General features: G+C 38.6%; 21 protein-coding genes, 1 tRNA gene and 1 pseudogene. 15 read left to right on the forward strand and 8 right to left on the reverse strand.

The window, feature by feature from the left end; all coding sequences use genetic code 11:
* Positions 1–150: pseudogene (locus tag PN497_RS08525) on the reverse strand (photosystem II D2 protein (photosystem q(a) protein)); the annotation flags it as partial.
* A gap of 553 nt (positions 151–703) precedes the next feature.
* On the opposite strand from PN497_RS08525, the gene PN497_RS08530 reads away from it, so the two are divergent.
* The 5 genes from PN497_RS08530 (at position 704) to PN497_RS08550 (ending at position 3964) form a co-directional block, all read left to right on the forward strand.
* Positions 704–979, forward strand: coding sequence for a hypothetical protein (locus PN497_RS08530; RefSeq protein WP_096567746.1), 276 nt, complete (start codon positions 704–706; stop codon positions 977–979).
* A gap of 14 nt (positions 980–993) precedes the next feature.
* The gene (locus tag PN497_RS08535) at positions 994–1662 is read left to right on the forward strand and encodes an ABC transporter ATP-binding protein (RefSeq protein WP_096567748.1); all 669 of its coding nucleotides are present in this window, start codon (positions 994–996) and stop codon (positions 1660–1662) included.
* A 195-nt stretch (positions 1663–1857) separates the two neighbouring features.
* Positions 1858–2406: an NYN domain-containing protein gene (locus PN497_RS08540; RefSeq protein ID WP_096567750.1), complete on the forward strand. Its 549-nt coding sequence runs from the start codon at positions 1858–1860 to the stop codon at positions 2404–2406.
* A 264-nt stretch (positions 2407–2670) separates the two neighbouring features.
* Positions 2671–2742: transfer RNA gene (locus tag PN497_RS08545), tRNA-Asn, on the forward strand.
* 22 nt (positions 2743–2764) lie between these two features.
* Positions 2765–3964: an aminotransferase class V-fold PLP-dependent enzyme gene (locus PN497_RS08550; RefSeq protein ID WP_096567752.1), complete on the forward strand. Its 1200-nt coding sequence runs from the start codon at positions 2765–2767 to the stop codon at positions 3962–3964.
* A 44-nt stretch (positions 3965–4008) separates the two neighbouring features.
* On the opposite strand, the gene PN497_RS08555 is transcribed toward PN497_RS08550, so the two are convergent.
* Positions 4009–4848 (reverse strand): M56 family metallopeptidase, encoded by an 840-nt coding sequence (locus PN497_RS08555; protein WP_096567754.1) that lies wholly within the window; start codon positions 4846–4848, stop codon positions 4009–4011.
* A gap of 15 nt (positions 4849–4863) precedes the next feature.
* Positions 4864–5283 carry a BlaI/MecI/CopY family transcriptional regulator gene (locus tag PN497_RS08560; protein ID WP_096567756.1) on the reverse strand — a complete coding sequence of 140 codons (420 nt, stop codon included), beginning with the start codon at positions 5281–5283 and terminating at the stop codon, positions 4864–4866.
* Between the two features lie 143 nt (positions 5284–5426).
* Here PN497_RS08560 and PN497_RS08565 point away from each other — a divergent pair, with 143 nt between their 5' ends.
* The 4 genes from PN497_RS08565 (at position 5427) to PN497_RS08580 (ending at position 7817) form a co-directional block, all read left to right on the forward strand.
* Entirely contained in the window at positions 5427–5876 is a 450-nt protein-coding gene (locus PN497_RS08565; RefSeq protein ID WP_096567758.1) for a DUF29 domain-containing protein, read from the forward strand.
* A 48-nt stretch (positions 5877–5924) separates the two neighbouring features.
* Positions 5925–6374: a DUF29 domain-containing protein gene (locus PN497_RS08570; protein WP_096567760.1), complete on the forward strand. Its 450-nt coding sequence runs from the start codon at positions 5925–5927 to the stop codon at positions 6372–6374.
* A 48-nt stretch (positions 6375–6422) separates the two neighbouring features.
* Positions 6423–6875 carry a DUF29 domain-containing protein gene (locus PN497_RS08575; RefSeq protein ID WP_096567762.1) on the forward strand — a complete coding sequence of 151 codons (453 nt, stop codon included), beginning with the start codon at positions 6423–6425 and terminating at the stop codon, positions 6873–6875.
* Between the two features lie 201 nt (positions 6876–7076).
* Positions 7077–7817 carry a 2-phosphosulfolactate phosphatase family protein gene (locus PN497_RS08580; protein WP_096567764.1) on the forward strand — a complete coding sequence of 247 codons (741 nt, stop codon included), beginning with the start codon at positions 7077–7079 and terminating at the stop codon, positions 7815–7817.
* A 111-nt stretch (positions 7818–7928) separates the two neighbouring features.
* Here PN497_RS08580 and PN497_RS08585 read toward each other — a convergent pair whose 3' ends face one another.
* Complete coding sequence (locus PN497_RS08585; RefSeq protein ID WP_096567766.1) at positions 7929–9713, reverse strand: M61 family metallopeptidase; 1785 nt, start codon at positions 9711–9713, stop codon at positions 7929–7931.
* A gap of 932 nt (positions 9714–10645) precedes the next feature.
* Here PN497_RS08585 and grpE point away from each other — a divergent pair.
* A complete protein-coding gene (gene grpE / locus PN497_RS08590) occupies positions 10646–11326 on the forward strand; it encodes a nucleotide exchange factor GrpE (protein ID WP_096567768.1) in 681 nt (226 codons plus the stop codon).
* A 343-nt stretch (positions 11327–11669) separates the two neighbouring features.
* Entirely contained in the window at positions 11670–12005 is a 336-nt protein-coding gene (locus PN497_RS08595; RefSeq protein WP_096567770.1) for an STAS domain-containing protein, read from the forward strand.
* Here PN497_RS08595 and PN497_RS08600 read toward each other — a convergent pair.
* From PN497_RS08600 to PN497_RS08615, 4 genes are all read right to left on the reverse strand, one after another.
* Positions 12002–13138 (reverse strand): PP2C family protein-serine/threonine phosphatase, encoded by a 1137-nt coding sequence (locus PN497_RS08600; RefSeq protein ID WP_096567772.1) that lies wholly within the window; start codon positions 13136–13138, stop codon positions 12002–12004. The two genes, PN497_RS08595 and PN497_RS08600, sit on opposite strands and share 4 nt — an antisense overlap.
* Before the next feature lie 249 nt (positions 13139–13387).
* A complete protein-coding gene (locus PN497_RS08605; protein WP_096567774.1) occupies positions 13388–14155 on the reverse strand; it encodes a DUF1350 family protein in 768 nt (255 codons plus the stop codon).
* A 354-nt stretch (positions 14156–14509) separates the two neighbouring features.
* The gene (locus PN497_RS08610; protein ID WP_096572661.1) at positions 14510–15229 is read right to left on the reverse strand and encodes a hypothetical protein; all 720 of its coding nucleotides are present in this window, start codon (positions 15227–15229) and stop codon (positions 14510–14512) included.
* Positions 15230–15392: 163 nt separating this feature from the next.
* Positions 15393–15794 (reverse strand): hypothetical protein, encoded by a 402-nt coding sequence (locus tag PN497_RS08615; protein ID WP_190651132.1) that lies wholly within the window; start codon positions 15792–15794, stop codon positions 15393–15395.
* 259 nt (positions 15795–16053) lie between these two features.
* Between PN497_RS08615 and PN497_RS08620 the strand changes: the two genes are divergently transcribed.
* The 4 genes from PN497_RS08620 to PN497_RS08635 all read left to right on the forward strand — a co-directional run bounded on the left by PN497_RS08620 (position 16054) and on the right by PN497_RS08635 (position 18374).
* Complete coding sequence (locus PN497_RS08620) at positions 16054–16368, forward strand: hypothetical protein (RefSeq protein ID WP_334310632.1); 315 nt, start codon at positions 16054–16056, stop codon at positions 16366–16368.
* 114 nt (positions 16369–16482) lie between these two features.
* Positions 16483–16830, forward strand: coding sequence for a YtxH domain-containing protein (locus PN497_RS08625; RefSeq protein ID WP_096567777.1), 348 nt, complete (start codon positions 16483–16485; stop codon positions 16828–16830).
* Between the two features lie 20 nt (positions 16831–16850).
* Positions 16851–17324 carry a hypothetical protein gene (locus PN497_RS08630; RefSeq protein ID WP_096567779.1) on the forward strand — a complete coding sequence of 158 codons (474 nt, stop codon included), beginning with the start codon at positions 16851–16853 and terminating at the stop codon, positions 17322–17324.
* Between the two features lie 240 nt (positions 17325–17564).
* Positions 17565–18374 (forward strand): TPM domain-containing protein, encoded by an 810-nt coding sequence (locus PN497_RS08635; protein ID WP_096567781.1) that lies wholly within the window; start codon positions 17565–17567, stop codon positions 18372–18374.
* Positions 18375–18401: the final 27 nt, after the last annotated feature.

The raw sequence follows: 18401 nt of genomic DNA on the forward strand, positions 1-18401 counted from the left end.
ACCGGTTAACCAACCGCCTAATGCGAGGAAGGCACAGGGGAATAATAAAACACCTGACCAACCTACGAATACGAAGCGATCGCGCTTTAACCAGTCGTCTAGTACGTCAAACCACCCTCTTGACGGGGCGCGTCCAACTGCTATGGTCATGAGAAAGAATCTCCAAAAATTTATAAGTACGGATTTTGTCTGTTTATGGGTGGCTATGACATGACCTTCCATAAACAGAAGTATAACCAAATTGTCAACCTAGTTTACAATTTTTTACGGTCTCTAATCATAATAAGTGCTTTTCTCTAATTTTTCCAGTGTTATAAAAAAAAAGGCTGAAAACCCTTGAGGTTAAGTTTTTCCGCCATGTTCCAAAACTTAACCGTGCTTTAGGCAAGGGGACGGGAGTTGCTTGAATCCGGGAGACCTGTCCAACCCACTGCCTCAGCAATACAACTACCTCGCCCGCTGGGGGAAAGTAACGCTTGAGGAGAGAACCACCTCGCTTGTGAGACACCGCAAGTGATCTAGTCTAAGTGGACTCGTTGAACCAAGAATCCCCCCACCTTTAGGTCGGGAATGTCAATGAAGATAAATTTTGATCTTGGTCATGGGTAATGGATAATATTATTCCCAATCCCCAATCACCAATCCCCAATCACCAATAACGCTAGAATTATTCCTACAGTCAGTGAAATGTGATTAATTCTAAATGTTTACCATCGACTTAAGCATCAGAAATACTGCTTTCCCGATCTCAGTACAACGTAAGTCTGCTGAAGATGCTGAAGCTGTTTATCAGCTGATTTTGGCAGCAATGCGTACTGGCAACCCTGATCTTGTTGAACTCAAGTGCGAAGGCAAAACTGAGAAAAAAATTGCTGTCCGTGCTAGTGAAATTTCGGGAGTCCAAATTTCGCAGAAAGATGGTGCAGCTAGTAGCAGTGGTAAACCTCCGGGCTTTGCTGCTTTCACTATGGCTGAATAAACCAAGGTATAAAAATGACGGTAGTAGGCATTGAAGTTAATAATTTGAACTTCTTTTGGCCTAGTGGGGAGCAAGTAATTAAATCTTGCTCTCTCAAAGTCCCTAAAGGTGAATTTTGGATGCTTTTGGGGACTAATGGCAGTGGGAAGTCAACTCTTTTAAGGTTAATAGCTGGTTTATTAGCTCCCCAGTCTGGGGAAATTGGTATTTCTCCTCCTGTGGGTTTTGTGTTCCAAAATCCTGATCATCAATTAGTTATGCCCACTGTTGGCGCTGATGTGGCTTTTGGATTGGTGGAAGAAAAACTACCTCCTGCTATGGTAAAAGCTAGGGTAGAGGAGGCTTTAGGCGCAGTAAATTTACTATCTTTACAACGCAGGCCTATTTATGCGCTTTCTGGTGGACAAAAACAGCGTGTGGCTATTGCTGGGGCGATCGCTCGTCACTGTGAAGTTTTATTGTTAGATGAACCCACGGCTTTATTAGATCCAGATAGTCAATTAGATTTAGTAGCTAGTGTGCGTCGTTTGGTGAAAAGTCGCGGTATTACGGCTTTGTGGGTAACACACCGTTTAGATGAGTTAAATTATTGTGATGGCGCTTTTTTATTAGAAAAGGGTGTTTTAGTTGACGCTGGTGAAGCTGAACGCCTAAAACAGCGACTTATTGGTAGTGATGGGTGATGAAATGAAACGATATTCACCAATCACCAAATTTATAATGCCCATAGATTTAAGTCTACTCAATCCCCAATCCCCAATCCCCAATCACCAGTCACCAATTTTATTCTCTGTAACATAGTGTTACAAGTGGTGCTTCAATTACTATAAGTCTTATGAATGATTTTTGTTAACTCTAGATAATTGTGATTAAAAACCATGCCCCGTTCTATCATCCCATCCATTTTGTTAGTGGATGGTTACAACATTATAGGCGCTTGGCCTTGCTTGAAAAAAACTCGTGATGATGCTGGACTAGAGGCAGCACGCGGTGAATTAGTGGAAGCTATAACTAATTATAGCGCGTTTCAAGGATATGAAACTCAAATTATCTTTGATGCCCAATATCAAAATGCTGCTGGTAGTCGAGAAATGATTACAGAATTTCTCACAGTGCATTACACAGACTTTGGACAGACCGCAGATACTTACATTGAAAAAGCTTGTGCGGGTTTACGTCACCAAATCGCCCAATGTTTAATTTCTCGCGTCATTGTTGCCACATCAGACCGAGCGCAGCAGTTGATGGTTCAGGGGTATGGTGCCCAATGGTTATCAGCACATCAATTATGCGGTGAGGTGGAAGCTACGGTTTGTCGGATGCGTCATAGATATCAACCCAAGAAACAACCCAAAGGCAGATTTTTGGCTAATGCTATTGATGATCAGGCTAGACAGAAGTTAGCACAATTAAGAATGGGACTTTAATTTACGATTGGCAAAAATGTCTGAACTCCTTACCGGGAGTGGCTTTAGCCTGGAATCAATTATACAGCAAGAGTCAGGAGTGAAACCCTTTTGTAGTCAGAGTTTCATGATTAATTGATGTCCTGACTACTCTGTGTACGGCTATATGTACCAGCAGTATAAAAACAACATCGAAAATTAAATAAAAAAATAAATAAAAAAAATTTTGCCAAAGTAGTTGACATCATCTGATTTTCAGTCTAATATAGTAATCGTTGCGAGCGTTCCTCAGTAGCTCAGCGGTAGAGCGATCGACTGTTAATCGATTGGTCGCTGGTTCGAATCCGGCCTGGGGAGTTCAATAAATAGAGGATAAAGCATGAAGGAAGAAAACGCAAATTTCAATCTTCATGCTTTTGATTTTGAGAAATTTTGGTCACTTGAACCAGAGGTGATATTTCTCAATCATGGCTCTTTTGGTGCTTGTCCAAAAGCGGTTTTGGAAGTTCAGCAAAGATTACGTCAACAACTAGAAGCTGAACCTGTGCGGTTTTTTGGTCGAGACTGGGAAATATTGATAGATCATGCTAGAAGCAAATTAGCAAAGTTTGTTGGTAGTGATGTTGAAGATTTGGTATTTGTGCCGAATGCAACCACTGGGGTAAATGCTGTACTCAGGTCATTGAGTTTTGCACCAGCAGACGAAATTCTCACCACTAACCATGAATATAACGCTTGCAGAAATGCCTTAGATTTTGTTGCGAGTCGCACAGGTGCGCGGGTGGTGGTGGCTAAAATTCCTTTTCCTATTGCTTCACCGCAAGAAGTGGTGACAGCAGTGATGGAACAGGTTTCACCAAGAACAAAATTAGCACTGTTAGATCATGTTACTAGCCAAACGGCGTTAATTTTTCCTATTCAAGAGTTAGTTAAGCAGTTGCAAGCACAGGGAGTAGATACCCTGGTTGATGGTTCTCATGCACCGGGGATGATTCCTTTAAATTTAGTGGAAATTGGCGCAACTTATTATGTAGGTAATTGTCATAAATGGTTATGTGCGCCCAAGGGTGCAGGTTTTTTATACGTGCAAAGGGATCAACAAACAAAAATCCGCCCTTTAACAATTAGTCATGGTGCAAATTCTCCCCGCACTGATAAAAGTCGCTTTCAATTGGAATTTGACTGGATGGGTACGGATGATCCTACTGCTTATATGTGCGTACCGGAAGCAATTGATTTTATGGATTCCCTGTTACCTGGTGGGTGGATAGAATTAATGCAGCGTAATCACCAGATGGTTTTAGCAGCAAGAAAGTTACTTTGTGAAGTGTTGGAAGTTGCACCAGTTTGTCCAGAAGAAATGATTGGTTCAATGGCAGTTTTACCAATTTATGGAAAGTTGGCAGATTGGGATTTTATGTTTTTCCATGATCAGTTATTGGATAGATTTGGAATTGAAGTACCTGTGATACCTTGGGAGGAAAATCCGCGTTTGTTGATCCGAGTTTCTGCACAGATTTATAATCAACTTCAGCATTATGAGGATTTGGGGAAGGTGTTAAAAGATTTGTTGGATTAATGGATAGATCCCCGACTTCTTGAAGAAATCAGGGATCTGGGTGATTAGGTATGGAAAATCACCGTTACCAAAGGCAGAAATGCTAATAGAAAAATATGCCAAGATTGTAATGGCATTTCTGAATTTGGTTCTGTTGGTGTTAACAAAGCGTCTATTCTTTGTTCTAACCTATCAACCGCAGAAGAACCTAAAGCTGCACAGCAAACTTCTGATGTTAGGGTTTGGTTACTCACCACTAACAATAAAGATTCAGCTAAAATTAGGGGATCTACTTGGGATGCTGCATAACTATCAGCCCTTAATTCTCGCAACATTAATAATTCTTGCCAAAGTGCTTCTGTATTTGGCAACCAGGAGGTACAAGAACGCACCCAGCCGAGCCAAAAAAACCAAAATGTATCCCTATACTGGTAATGTCCTTGTTCGTGTGCGAGGACGCTTTCTAGGTGTTCTGGGGAGAGAGTTTCTAGTAATCCTTGACTGACTACTAATTCTGGTTGCCAAAATCCCATTTGACCGGCAAATAAAGCCTTTGTTTCTAGGATTCGGACTTGTTTACCTGCTAGATTGATTTGTGGACATTCACAGGCAGATTTTACAGATTTCCAACCTTGAAAAGCCTGTTTAATTCCTAAAATGTTGAAAATAGCGAGAAAAATTAAGGACAGGAGATAGCTAAAAGAACCTGTAGACATTCCCCCCATTTTCCCCTGTGTACCCATGCAAAACACAGCGGTGACAGTCATGAAGATGAGTAAGGGAGGAAAGAGGAATAAAAATAGAGTTTTTCGCCATCTTAAATGCCAATTTCCTGCGGGGATGTGGGCATAATGTCGTAAACTGTAGGCGATCGCTACAGCAATTAAAATCATGAGTAGGTGCATAATGTGATTTGTCTCCTATTTTTCTCCCCTGGCTTGACGTGCAGCTTGAATGCGTTTGGCGATCGCTTCTATTTGTTCACTAGCTGCTTCATCTAAACTATCAGCAAAGGCGGCAACTACATCAGGATTACCTACTGCTAAAAATCGCTGTAGTTGCTCATGGGCTTTAATCATCTCTGCTTGTTGTTTTGTTAGCAGTGGCCGCCAATAAAAGGCTTTTCCTTGTTTATCGCAAGCTAACCAACCTTTTTCCGTGAGACGACGTAAAACGGTGGTGACAGATGTATAAGCTAGTTCGCGGTTAGGATCAGCAAGGATGCGATCGTGTACATCTTTGACTGTAGCTGAACCAAGTTCCCAGACAATGCTGAGAATTTCTGCTTCCAAAGGACCGACGGATAATTGCTTAGGACGGTAATCTGGTAATGGAGCCATGTTGATGGTTTGAGCGATGAAGTTGTTTATATTTCCAGGTTACAGTTTGATTGTCGGTTTGCCACTCTTAAAAATATCAACTTAAACATTCTCAACTGGCTTTAACTTAAACTTAAGTTAGGTCACGTCAGGTAAATAAAGCAATGACACAGACACAAGTTGCAGTATCTTTATATGAGCAAGATTATTTACTGTGGATTGAAGATACAGTCAATAAGTTACAGAGTAGGGATATTGAGGGGTTAGATTTTGAGAATCTGATTGAGGAGATAGAGAGTTTGGGGCGATCAGATAAACGAGAACTGGAAAGTAGACTCAGGGAGCTTTTGGAACATATCCTCAAGCGAAAATACGTAAATATGCCAGATTGTTATCGCGGGTGGGTAGAATCAATCATTAAACAAAGAATTGGCATTAGAGATTTATTAAAAGATTCACCTAGCCTAAAACCATATTTTGCCAAAGTGTTTGATGAAGCTTATGCAGATGCTCTCAAAGTTGTTTACAAGAGTTATCCGCAGTGTGAGTTTCCAGATACATGGCCGTTTAGTCGTGATATTGAAGCAATGCTGAATGTGGATTTTTGGGAATAGTTAAATAGTTAAAAATATTTATTTACACTTGAATGAGGATATCAAGCAATGACACAGACACAAGTTGCAGTATCTTTATATGAGCAAGATTATTTACTGTGGATTGAAGATACGGTCAATAAGTTACGGAGTAGGGATATTGAGGGGTTAGATTTTGAGAATCTGATTGAGGAGATAGAGAGTTTGGGGCGATCGGACAAACGAGAACTAGAAAATCGGCTAGAAGAGCTTTTGGAGCATATCCTCAAGCGAAAATACGTAAATATGCCCGATTGTTATCGCAGGTGGGTAGAATCAATCATTAAACAAAGGAATGGACTCAGAAAGTTACTCAAAAATTCACCCAGTCTCAAGCCTTATTTTAGCCAAGTGTTTGATGAAGCTTACGCAGAAGCTCTGAAAATTGTCCGCAATGGTTATCCGCAGTGTGAGTTTCCTGATACATGGCTTTTTAGCCGTGATCTTGAAGCGATGTTGAATGTGGATTTTTGGGAATAGTTAAATAGTTAAAAATATTTATTTACACTTGAATGAGGATATCAAGCAATGACACAGACACAAATTGCAGTATCTTTATATGAGCAAGATTATTTACTGTGGATTGAAGATACAGTCAATAAGTTACGGAGTAGGGATATTGAGGGGTTAGATTTTGAGAATCTGATTGAGGAGATAGAGAGTTTGGGGCGATCGCAAAAACACGAACTTGAAAACCGGCTAGGAGAACTTCTTGAACATCTTCTCAAGCGGACTTATGTAAATATGCCTGATTGTTATCGTGGTTGGGTAGAATCCATTGATAAGCAAAGGGTATCTCTGAAGCGATTACTCAAACAAGCACCGAGTTTAAAGCCCTATTTTCACGAAGTTTTTGATGAAGTTTACGAAGATACTCTCAAAATTGTGCGTCGGGGTTATCCGCAGTGCGAGTTTCCTGATACATGGCCATTTAGTCCTGATCTTGAAGCGATGCTGAATGTGGATTTTTGGGAAGATTAAAAATGAGAAATCCTCATGTAGACAATCTCGAGTTTTTTCTATCTTGAAGGGCGGTTAAGTTTTTCTGCCACCCTCCAAAACTCAACCTCAAGGGGTTTTCAGCACATTTTCTTATAAAGATCGAGATTTGAAGATAGCCAGTGAGTGACATCAAGTGGGTAGAATATAACCGCAGTAGTATAGAGCAGGTATATCTAGCCCGTGAAGATATTTGTATATCATACTCCAGAATTAACCCCAACTGAGGCAACGCCAGAATGCGCGATCGCTGTTGATGTTTTGCGAGCCACTAGCACAATAGCGACAGTGTTAGCGGCTGGAGGCGAGGCAGTGCAAGTTTTTAGTGATTTAGATCAACTCATGGCAGTGAGTGAACAATGGCCTGCCGAAAAACGATTACGGGCTGGAGAAAGAGGCGGCGCAAAAGTGTCTGGCTTTGAGTTGGGTAACTCGCCCCTAGATTGCACAGCAGAATTAGTACAAGGGCGACGCTTGTTTATCAGTACCACTAATGGTACTCGTGCCTTACAGCGCATTCAACAAGCTCCTATTGTTCTGGCAGCAGCTTTAATTAATCGGTCTGCGGTGGTGAAATTTCTCTTAGAAAAGCAACCAGAAACCATTTGGATCGTTGGTTCAGGTTGGGAAGGTAGTTTTTCTTTAGAGGATACTGTTTGTGCAGGTGCGATCGCTCATAGTATTTGGCAACAAACCGATTCTTCCCTGGAAGAAATAGCTGGGAATGATGAAGTTACCAGTGCGATCGCTCTTTATTCACAATGGCAAAATGACTTACTGGGATTATTCCATCAAGCTAGTCACGGTAAGCGATTATTACGCCTGGAATGTTTAGAAGATTTAAAATATTGCTCCCAAACCGATATTTTAGATGTTTTACCAATGCAACACGAAGCAGGTGTTTTAAAAAGTCAGAATCAGTAAGGAGGCAGGAGTTATGTATTTTGGATTTTGGATTTTGGATTTTGGATTGTTTTTGTAGTCTCCAATCTAAAATCTAAAATCTAAAATCTAAAATTTATCTCCCTATCTCCCTTACTTAATAGCTGATAAAGGCACACCTAACCAACCTAAAAAGTTCTCTTGCTGAGTAGTATCAGGATCTTCTACTGGACGTAATTGATATTTATGAGGATGTTGTGGTGCTAAGGTGATGGAATAGTTACGCAGTTCGTCTTGGTGGAAAACAGTGATGTTGATAGTATCGTTGGGTTGGTAATCTTTTAACCGTTCACTTAACTGATTTTTTCCTACCTTAATACCATCAATTGCCAATAATTCATCACCTGCATTAATTCCTGCTGTGTATGCAGGAGAACCCATCTCGACAAATTTAATTATTTCCTGTCCATGTTCAGTTTTGATTCTCACACCTAAATATGGTTCTGTCTCTAATTCTTCTACCAATTTTAAACCAAAAGGTTCTAAATATTGATTGAATGGTAACTCATCCAATCCATGAATATAGCAATCAAAGAAATCCGTTAAATCTGTGCCGGCGACAGTTTCAATTACCTCCTTTAATTGTTCTGGAGTATAACCAATTTCTTCTTTACCAAATTGCTGCCACATTTTCCGCATCACATCATCAAAAGACAATTGATTATGATGAAGAGAGCGAATTAACAAATCCAGCAATAGTGATACCATTTCCCCTTTTAAATAATAGGAAATTTGCGAATTACCACTATTAGCATCTTGACGATATAGCTTAATCCAAGCATCAAAACTAGATTCAGCAAGTGGTTGTACTTTCCTTCCTGGCGTTTTCAGATATTTGGTAATTTCTTCATTGACATGATGAAAGTATGATTTAATATCATAAATTCCCGCCCGGAAAGGAATTATTAAATCATAGTAACTTGTAGTACCTTCACAAAACCAGAGAGAGGGGGTATAGTTTTCTTGATCGTAATCAAAAACTTCTAACCCTTTGGGACGGATTCTTTTAACATTCCACAGATGAAAAAACTCGTGGGCTACTAATTGGGTAAAACGTTCATATTTATCTTGAATATGAAATCCAAACCGATGATAAATTAATGAACATGAGTTTTTATGTTCTAATCCGCCATAAGCCTGATCAAATAAATGCAGTATAAACAAATATCTTTGATAGGGCAAACCACCAAACATTTGTGCTTCCAATTCAATGATTTTATGGAAATCTTCTAGCAGTTTTTGCGGTTTGTAGTTTCCTTTTCCCCAAATTGCTAACTCATGAGGTTTTCCTAATACATGAAAGTGAAACAAATCATGATTACCAATTTCAAATGGAGTATCAACAAGAGTATCAAAATCTGCTGCTAGGAAGGTATTGGCTTCTTCTGTCACTGCTGGTAAACCTGTGGTTACTTGCCATTCTGGGTGTGGTGGGACGATGGTAATATGAATTGGTTTTTCTTCCCAACCGGGGATTCTTAAAAACAGCGCCGCACCGTTAAAATAACCATGAGTAGCATCTAAATGATTTGTGCGTACTGATAATTCATTGGCAAAAACGCGATAACGCAGGATGACTTCAGCAGCATCACCTTTTTCTATCTGCCAGTGATTTTTGCTGATTTTTCGCCAGGATAAGGGTTCTGAGCCGGCAAAGGCAGCAAAATCTTGTAAATTCTTAGCGTATTCTCGCACTAAGTATGAACCTGGTGTCCATACTGGCATTTTCAAGTCAAGAATTGGTAATGGGTAGTTTACAAGGTGTAATGTTACCTCAAACAGATGATTTTCTGGTTGGGGCATTGCTACCCAATAGTGAATTAATACATTAGTATGGGGTAATTGATTGTTACTAAGAATTACTGTTGAATTATTCATTTGCTATTTCGACGGAGTTTGTAACTGCTTAAATAAAAAGTTTTTAATCACTAATTACTATAGTCATTCTCTTTATTGAACCATCTCAAAATAGCAAGTCTTGTTAAAACAAGTCTCTTCAAAATAGATTATACATGAGTTAATGATTTTTTTTATGACAGTTCGTGAATTGTCACTCAATATTTTGGACTATTTCTATAATTTAGAAACTATATTCTAATATAACTATACAAATTTTGGTTAGTATTAGTAACTTAAATATCCATCAGTAATCACTATTTACTTAATTGATTTATTTGTATGTTTTTTTTACACTTGATATTAATTCAGTAATAATTAAAACTTATTAGTTAAAATCTCTAGTTGTTTGAAGTTAATAAATTGACACTTCCTGCGCGTTTACGTGCGGGGATTCTTGGTTCGGCGAGTCCACTTAGACTAGATCCCTTGCGGTGTCTAACAAGCGAGGTGGTTCTCTCCCCAAGCGTTACTTTCCCCCTGTCCGGGGGTGCGTTACCGCAAATTTTTTTCATAAGTCTTTAATAGACTTCTCCAGAAAAGAAATTATGGAACCTATTTATGCGGGCAGGTCGAAGCTTATGGGATATGATTTTCCCTCAAATTATCGCCCATAAGCTTCGCCCCTACAACTTATGACAAATTAATACATTCTATTTTGGACAGGTCTAGTATACCTAAAAATCTGTAATGATAGGCTTTGTATATGGGAATGACACCAACTACACTTACAGTCCACTGTATATTCTTTCGTCAAGTCATCCTGACAGGAATGATGTGAGACCCAATTTTTTGATAAATCTAAAGAATGCAGGTGCATAAAAAAACACATTAAATGCAAGAAAATTTACTGGTACACTCAAGATGCAGGAAATGGGGTATAATAGACAACAAAAACCTATATCCTCTGCCTTATGCCGGATCAAGATTTCACCCCAAAGTTGCGAAATTTTATGCAGCGTGTAGGTATCTCTAGTTTTAAATCTTTGAGTGACGCTGCTGGTGTTTCCGAGTGGCAAATCTTGTGTTTAAGAAGGGGAAGGTTGGAGCAAATGCGGGTAGAGGTTTTGCTGAAGCTATCAAAAATCCTACAGATATCACTGGGTGAAATAGTAGCAGCGTTTTCAACTGCAAGTTCTGATTCCCAAGTTGTAGGTTTTGCAGTCACAACTCACAACTTAGGTACGGATGAACAATTATTACAAGAAATTGCTGATTTGAAAAGAGAGTATGAACGAATCGTGCTGATGCTGGAACAACAGCGAGAGGTGTTACAGCAAGAGTTTCAGCAGTCGAGTTTACAAATTTTGGAATCTTTATTGTTGTTTTGGCCTACAGCAGCACAGAAAGCAAAGGATAATCCCCAGCTAGAAGCGGTTAAAATACTACCTGTGGTGCAAAAGCCTCTGGAAAAATTATTGCAGGCTTGGGGTGTGGAAGCGATCGCCTCTGTGGGAGCCGAAATACCTTATGATCCCCAATGGCATGAATTATTGCAGGGAACAGCCCAACTAGGCGAAAAAGTCAAAGTGTGTTATGTTGGATACCGTCAAGGTGATAAGCTGCTTTATCGAGCTAAGGTAAATCCTGTGTAATGATCAATTCTCTGAATCAGTTGTGTAAAATAAATCTTATAGTTAGGAGTTCCCTCGAACCATTTGTTAAATTAGCATAAAACAAAATATGTAATATCAACTATTGATTTGTAGAGAATAAATTTCTAGCTAAAAGCCGATGTCTATCAGTTCAAATTTGACAATTTTTTATGAATTTTTTATTAGAAAATTATATTTTTTTATTAAAAATTTTATATTGTATAAGCTATTTAAAGTAAGTAAATATTTCTATTGTTCTGATGATTATTTGAGGAAAATTTACTATATTGGTATATACTAGCTACAAGAGAACACCATTGATATCAATCAGAGTAACCTAATTATGAGTCAGCAGGTGAAAGTTCTTACACTTAAAAAAAATTTAAATGCTGAAACTGCATCAGAATTTCAGCAAGATATTGCCCAAATTCTAGAAAGTGGTGTAAAGGGTGTAAAGATTGTTTTAGTTGATTGTCAAAATATTACATTTCTGGATAGTTCTGGTTTAGGATCTCTAATATTAGCTTTTAAAACCCTACGAGATGCTGACATTAAAATGGTTCTCTGCTCGGTGAATGATCAAGTGAGGATGATATTTGAATTAACCAGTATAAATAAAGTTTTGGAAATTTTTCCTAGCCAAGATGCTTTTAATCAAGTCTTACTAGCTACAAGTTAATCAAATTTAATTTGCAGAATAGATAAATCATCATCAAAGGATTCTTTGGAGTTTAAATTGATTAAATATTTCAGTATATAATCAAGTTGGTAATCAACCGAATGTTGTAAGCTAACTAGCAACTGAACAAATCCATCCAGACTCCAAAGATTACCATCTGATTTAGTAATTTCATAAGCGCCATCGCTAAAAATGTAAAGACTACTGCATTTTTCAATTTGGTAAGTTTCATCCACATATTTTGCTTCAGGAAACATCCCAACTGGCATTCCTGGCGTTTTTAGGAGTTTTATTTCTGTGGTACTGGGAGATTTTCCAGATACTAATACTGCGGGTGGATGTCCAGCACTTGCATAAATTAGCTGGCGATTGATGCGGTTGTATACACCATACCAAATAGTAAAATATTTATCATTTTGATAATTGATTTGGAAAGTATCATTTAAAGCTTTTAACACCTGACTAGGCTGATAATAATTAAGTCCTTTGAGCGCACGGGAACGAAGCAAATTGAGTACAGATACAGAGGGAAGAGTTGCTCTGAGTCCATGTCCAGCAGTATCTAATAAATAAATTGCCAAATGATCAGCATCTAACCAATAATAATCAAAGCAATCTCCTCCTAGTTGTCGTGAGGGAATGAATCGAGAACTAATAGTCAGAGGTGTAGACATGGGTAAGGGCAAAAGGGATTTGACATATTCTGCTGCTTCTGCTAGTTCTGTTTCTAACAATAGCTTTTGGGTTTGTAAATCCCGATTTAACTGATGTAGACGTAATCCGGCTCTGACTCTGGCTTGCAGTTCATTTTGTTCAATAGGTTTGGAAATAAAATCATCAGCACCAGCATCTAGTCCTTTGACGCGATCTGCAACTGAATCTAAGGATGTTAATAAAATAAAAAATGTGGAGGATAATTTAGGGTCTTTCTTGATGCGATCGCAGACTTCTAATCCAGATAAACCTGGCATGATCCAATCACAAATGATTAGGGCTGGAGGACAAGCCAAAGCTTGTAAAATTCCTTCTTGACCATTATTAGCAGTGATTACTTGATAACCCTGTTTTTCTAACATCCTTTTAAGAAGGATCTGGATTGAATAGTCATCATCAATTACTAAAATCTGAAACATAATAAATCGTGTATACAATTAATATTATACCCAGGAATACAAATTAAAATACAAGATGAAAGTGATGAACAAATGGTTAGTAGTATGATGTCTCAAAATACTAACTTTGGTTTTAAAAAATCATTTTTAATGATCCATTTACTTACTAAGATTTTGATATCATCACATACAGCATATTTCAGTTAATAGCAGTACAGAATTGAAATCGAAGTAAGTATTAATCGGTGTGTATTCCTGACTCCTGGGGTATTATGAAGATGCCAGAGGATTGAGCCATAACAGCATGACTTTTTTTAACTGGTGTATATCACGATATACTTCTTGTTTAAACCATTGTCCTAAAGCATCAAGAGGAGTAAAAGAATTTCCAGCTTGCCAATTAATATCTTGACCTAATGGTGTGGTATGATTTCCTGGTAAGGTTTGTACTGTCACCATTTCTGGAAAACGTTTTTGTAATATTTTTGTTAAAATTGCTGATTGATCAAGATTATCATTGCTAAATTTGATTAAAAAATTACGACGAATTTGATAACGTTCTTCTACAAGTTGGTTAGTTTCTAAGGGTGTGGGAGTAAACTCAATCGCCAAAGTAGAATTTAATTGTTCTACGAGAGGAATGGCATCTTTAGCTGTGTAATTGTTAAATGATATGAGAATATTACCTGCCCTTTCTACTGGGAAAAGACTACCAATCAGTAAATGCAGTTTGCAACCCATACTGTGTCCAATACCATAAATTGGTAGGTACAGCTTGCGTAATTCGCCGGAATAGTGTAATCGTTCTATGGTGCGTTCAAAGTTCAGCAGTACAGATTCGGCGATCGCCTGATGATCTAAGGTGTTGACAAAAGGTGTAGCAACCACCACATAACCTTTAGCTGCCAACTGTTCTAGTAACCAGCGGTAAGTCAGGTGGGGTGCGGTAGCGACAAATGCACCCCCCAAAAAATGGATGATCCCGATGGGATGACGGGGAATAATTACCCAGTTGCCTCTAATTTCTTTCCAGTCCATATCAATGTGCAATACCTAAGCTAAATCCACGCTGCCGCGTGCTTCATATTCTTTAATATTACTCTGTTCCTGCCAGAGAAGATTAACAAAATTTTTGCGAGGGAGTAATCTGCTGGAAATAAGCTGTTGGACATTTAACTTCCATATTATCTAAAATTAAAACTCTTGTGGGGTGGGCATCCTGCCCGCCCTGGTTGTGTAAATTAAAGGTTTATCAGCTTAGAAATGAGTACCCAGGCAAAATTAATTTAACATATTGATAGAAAACAAAAATGTCTATATTCCTTATCTGTTCCCTCTCCTAACTATAAAATTTATTTTGCCCAACTACTTATTTTTTGATTTGGAAGTTTTTTAACCCTGCTCCTGTAACCTTCGCATTTCGTATTGCACATCTAAAGCAATCTGCAATGCTTCATTTAATAATCGTCCATGTTCTGTTGCTTGTTCAGTCACTTGGATAGCAGTTAAAGCAGCTAAATTACTAGCAAATAAATCAGCATTACTCAGGATGAAATTCTTATTTTCTCGCAAAATTCTTTCTGTCTTCAAAGCACGTATTAAATCTAATTTAGTGAAATTTAAAGCTTGAATAACTCGTTCTCTGTGCGTGATACCTACCTCTGGATTACCTGCTTCTTCTATTTGATCATTAATATATATAGCTTTAATCACTGCATTATATCTTTCCACATCATTAAGTAAATTTTGCAAAGAATTAGTCATATTTTTTTTGAGTAATTTGCTTTTACTCCTCCAAAGAAAATATAAGATAGTTTGGCTTAAACCCCCACTCCAGACACTAAATAAAATTAGTAATATCCAAGAGGGAATGGTAATCCAACTGGCAAATATTTTGATCATAACATCAAATACCAGATATGAAAAAACCAAAGTTGAACAACCGATAAAAATTACCGTAGCTCCTTCAGAACCTTTGATTTTTGCGATTAACATTTTTCGCCAATGATTGAGATAATTAGTAATGATAAACAATTCATTATGAACAGGTAAATTAGTCAATTTTTCCAACTCTTGATGACTAATTTCCAAACCTCTTAAATCATCACGCACAGCTTTACCAACCTCATGAAAATAGTAATTTACTCTAATATAGCAATGAAATTTCCGAAATGGTAAGTGAAATGATATAGCAGGAAAAGGAATAAGCATTCAGCCGTCAGCTATCAGCAAAACTCACCAAAAATATAAATATCAGCTTGTAAATTTTGCCGAATCATGATTTCTGAATAAGAGTGAATAAATAAAAACCCGAAAAAATAAAAATAAATATAATAGTAGTAGCATAAACTATGACATCTTTGATAATAAATAATATCCAATCTTTCCTCAGTTCTTGTTTAAATTTCAGTTCCCTTAACTTGCGTTCAAGTTCCACATCTTCTTTAGTAGATATATTCATCAAACTACTGGTATCTACATCATCAAGTATTTCTGCTGGAAAGCGTGTTGCTGCTGGAGTTGCAAAAGTTTCCAAAAAATTGTCTAATTGCTGATTTACCTCAGTTGTCACAATTGGTAGACTATACTGATTGAGCTTCCTGAGTTCTTTTTTGATCAGCTTTTTCACAATTTTCACTATTAATGCTTCTAAAGCTTCTAAATTTTTATCCGCCATCTGATTGAAAATTAAATATTTTCTAGGTAAGTATTCAGCAGTCAGTAATCAGTAATAAGCTATTATTTAGGATTTATGAGTATTGTTAACGAGGAATTAGGAATTAAAAATCCTTGCAAATTAGCCTCAAGAGCAGTTTTAGCTGACTGCTGAGTGCTGATAGCTGAATGCTTACTTTTCTAGTATCACCTTTAAAGTGTAGTTTAACTGAATGTCAAACAACTGAAGTTAGGGCTACAGTGAGAGCAAAAAGGTAAAAATGGTGATTATGGTTATTATAGTTGTCCTGATTAATATCATGATCTCAATAATGCTGCTTTACATAGCTCGATTGCTATGGCAACTTAAACACAAGCTAGGAATCATAGCAGACAGGTTAAACAGCTATGAACACGCTCTCCATACCGTATTATATACAGCACCAGCAAATATTTATACAGGACAACAGCAAATTTATGAATTATGGCAAAAACACCAAAACCTGAAATTGCAAATTCAACAGGTGCAACAAATTCTTAACCTCGTATTACTAGGGAGAAACATTTGGCAGAGGTATAAAAAGTATAAATTATAAACTTCACCGTGAGTTTCGACAGCTTCAACTACCGCTTGCTCCATGACTCCCTATTGCCAGAACATCAAACCAGCATAAAATGAGTGTAATGGATATAAAAGATTAACCATAAAAATGTCTAATAATCGTTCGGGAATATTTATAGGCGGTATGATGCTAGGAGCTACCATTGGTGCTTTAGCAGGATTACTCGCTGCACCCCGCCCGGGGAGAGAAACGCGGAAACTTTTGAAAAAATCAGCAGATGCCTTACCAGAGTTAGCAGAAGATATATCAACCAGCGTACAGATTCAAGCTGATCGACTTTCTGCCACTGCATTGCAAAACTGGGATGATACCCTAGAGAGACTACGGGAAGCGATCGCAGCCGGAGTAGAAGCCACCCAACGCGAAAGCCAAGCCCTAAACAGGCCAAACCCGGCTGAACCTAAAAACACTGATTCTCTCACCCAGAATCTATAACGCTCACAAATAGCATAACCGTGATTGACCCTCTGTTTTGGCTGGGACTGTCTATACTCTTAGTCGCTGCTAGTCTCACCGCTGTTTTAGTAGCGGCCATACCCGCTGTGCAGGAGTTAGCACGCGCCGCCCGTAGTGCCGAAAAATTTTTTGATACCCTCTCAAGAGAGTTACCCCCCACCCTCAAAGCCATTCGTAATACCAGTTTAGAAATAACAGACTTAACCGATGATGTGAGTGAAGGTGTCAAAAGTGCCGGTCAAGTCGTTAAACAAGTAGATCAAAGTTTGAATAGTGCCAAAAAACAAGCTCAAAATATTCAAGTCAGCACACGCAGCTTCGTAGTTGGTGTTAAAGCAGCCTGGAAAACTTTCACACGCCAAAAACCTGCCAGACGTAACCCCGAACGCTTATCCATTCCTGACAAACCAGAGTTAACTTTGCCAGAGCGAGAATTGCTAAGTTCGGAAAATAGAAGAATAGTTGATAGGTGACTGGTGACTGGGGACTGGTGACTGGTGACTGGTGACTGGTGACTGGTGACTGGTGACTGGGCATTGGGCATTGGGTTATTAACTTCCCCCTGCTTCCTGCTCCCCTGCCTCCTTCCTGCCTCCTGACAACTGACCTTAAATTAGAGTAAAGTAAACAAGTGTAAAGAAGTATCACTTTTCTCGTAATCTTTAAAAAGCACTTGTTTACCTTTGCCCTTAATATTTTGTATAAAAAATTCCATGCAGCGTTGTTTTTGGCGAAAAATCTTAGTATCCATTGCAGTATTTTGCTTTGCTGGGTCAATTTGGGCGATTCATTCACCATCAGCCTTAGCTTATGAAAATCCTGACTTACTACCGGACACATTTACCCCAGTTGTCGATTTAGCAAAGACTCTCCCAGACCCCCAGGAAGAAAAACTTGTCAAAGACTTAGAACAATTTGAAACGGATACAGGCTGGAAATTGCGAGTATTAACCCAGTATGACCGCACCCCAGGCAGGGCAGTGATCAAATATTGGGGTTTGGATGACAAAAGCATTCTTTTAGTTGCAGATGCTCGCGGTGGTAATATTCTCAGTTTTAGTGTGGGTGATGCGGTTTATGAACTTTTACCCCGCACATTTTGGATTGAACTACAAACCCGGTTTGGTAACTTGTACTTTGTCAGGGAAAACGGCGAAGATCAAGCAATTCTACAGGCTTTAGATTCAGTAAAAGGTTGTTTACTCAAAGGTGGTTGTAACGTCGTTCCTGGACTACCAAGAGAACAATGGATACTCACCCTGATTACATCAGCTATTGGTGGTGTGATTTGTGGCTTTGCGGCTCAACCCCGCGATGATAAACAAGTCTTTGCTTGGCAGTGGGCGTTAATTTTTTCACCTTTGTGGGGAATTTTGTTTATTGCCTTCGGTATTGCCCCAGTTATTACCCGTACCAGCGATTGGATTCCTCTAGTTCGTAATATTTCCGCTTTTTTAATAGGTCTGTTAGTCGCCTATCTCTCTCCTGTTTTCAGTCGTCCTTCTTCCAGTGCTGAGTCTTGAGTGACTGGGGACTGGGGACTGGGGACT

Origin of the sequence: Sphaerospermopsis kisseleviana CS-549, assembly GCF_028329225.1 — a bacterium.
Taxonomy (GTDB): Bacteria; Cyanobacteriota; Cyanobacteriia; order Cyanobacteriales; family Nostocaceae; genus Sphaerospermopsis; species Sphaerospermopsis kisseleviana.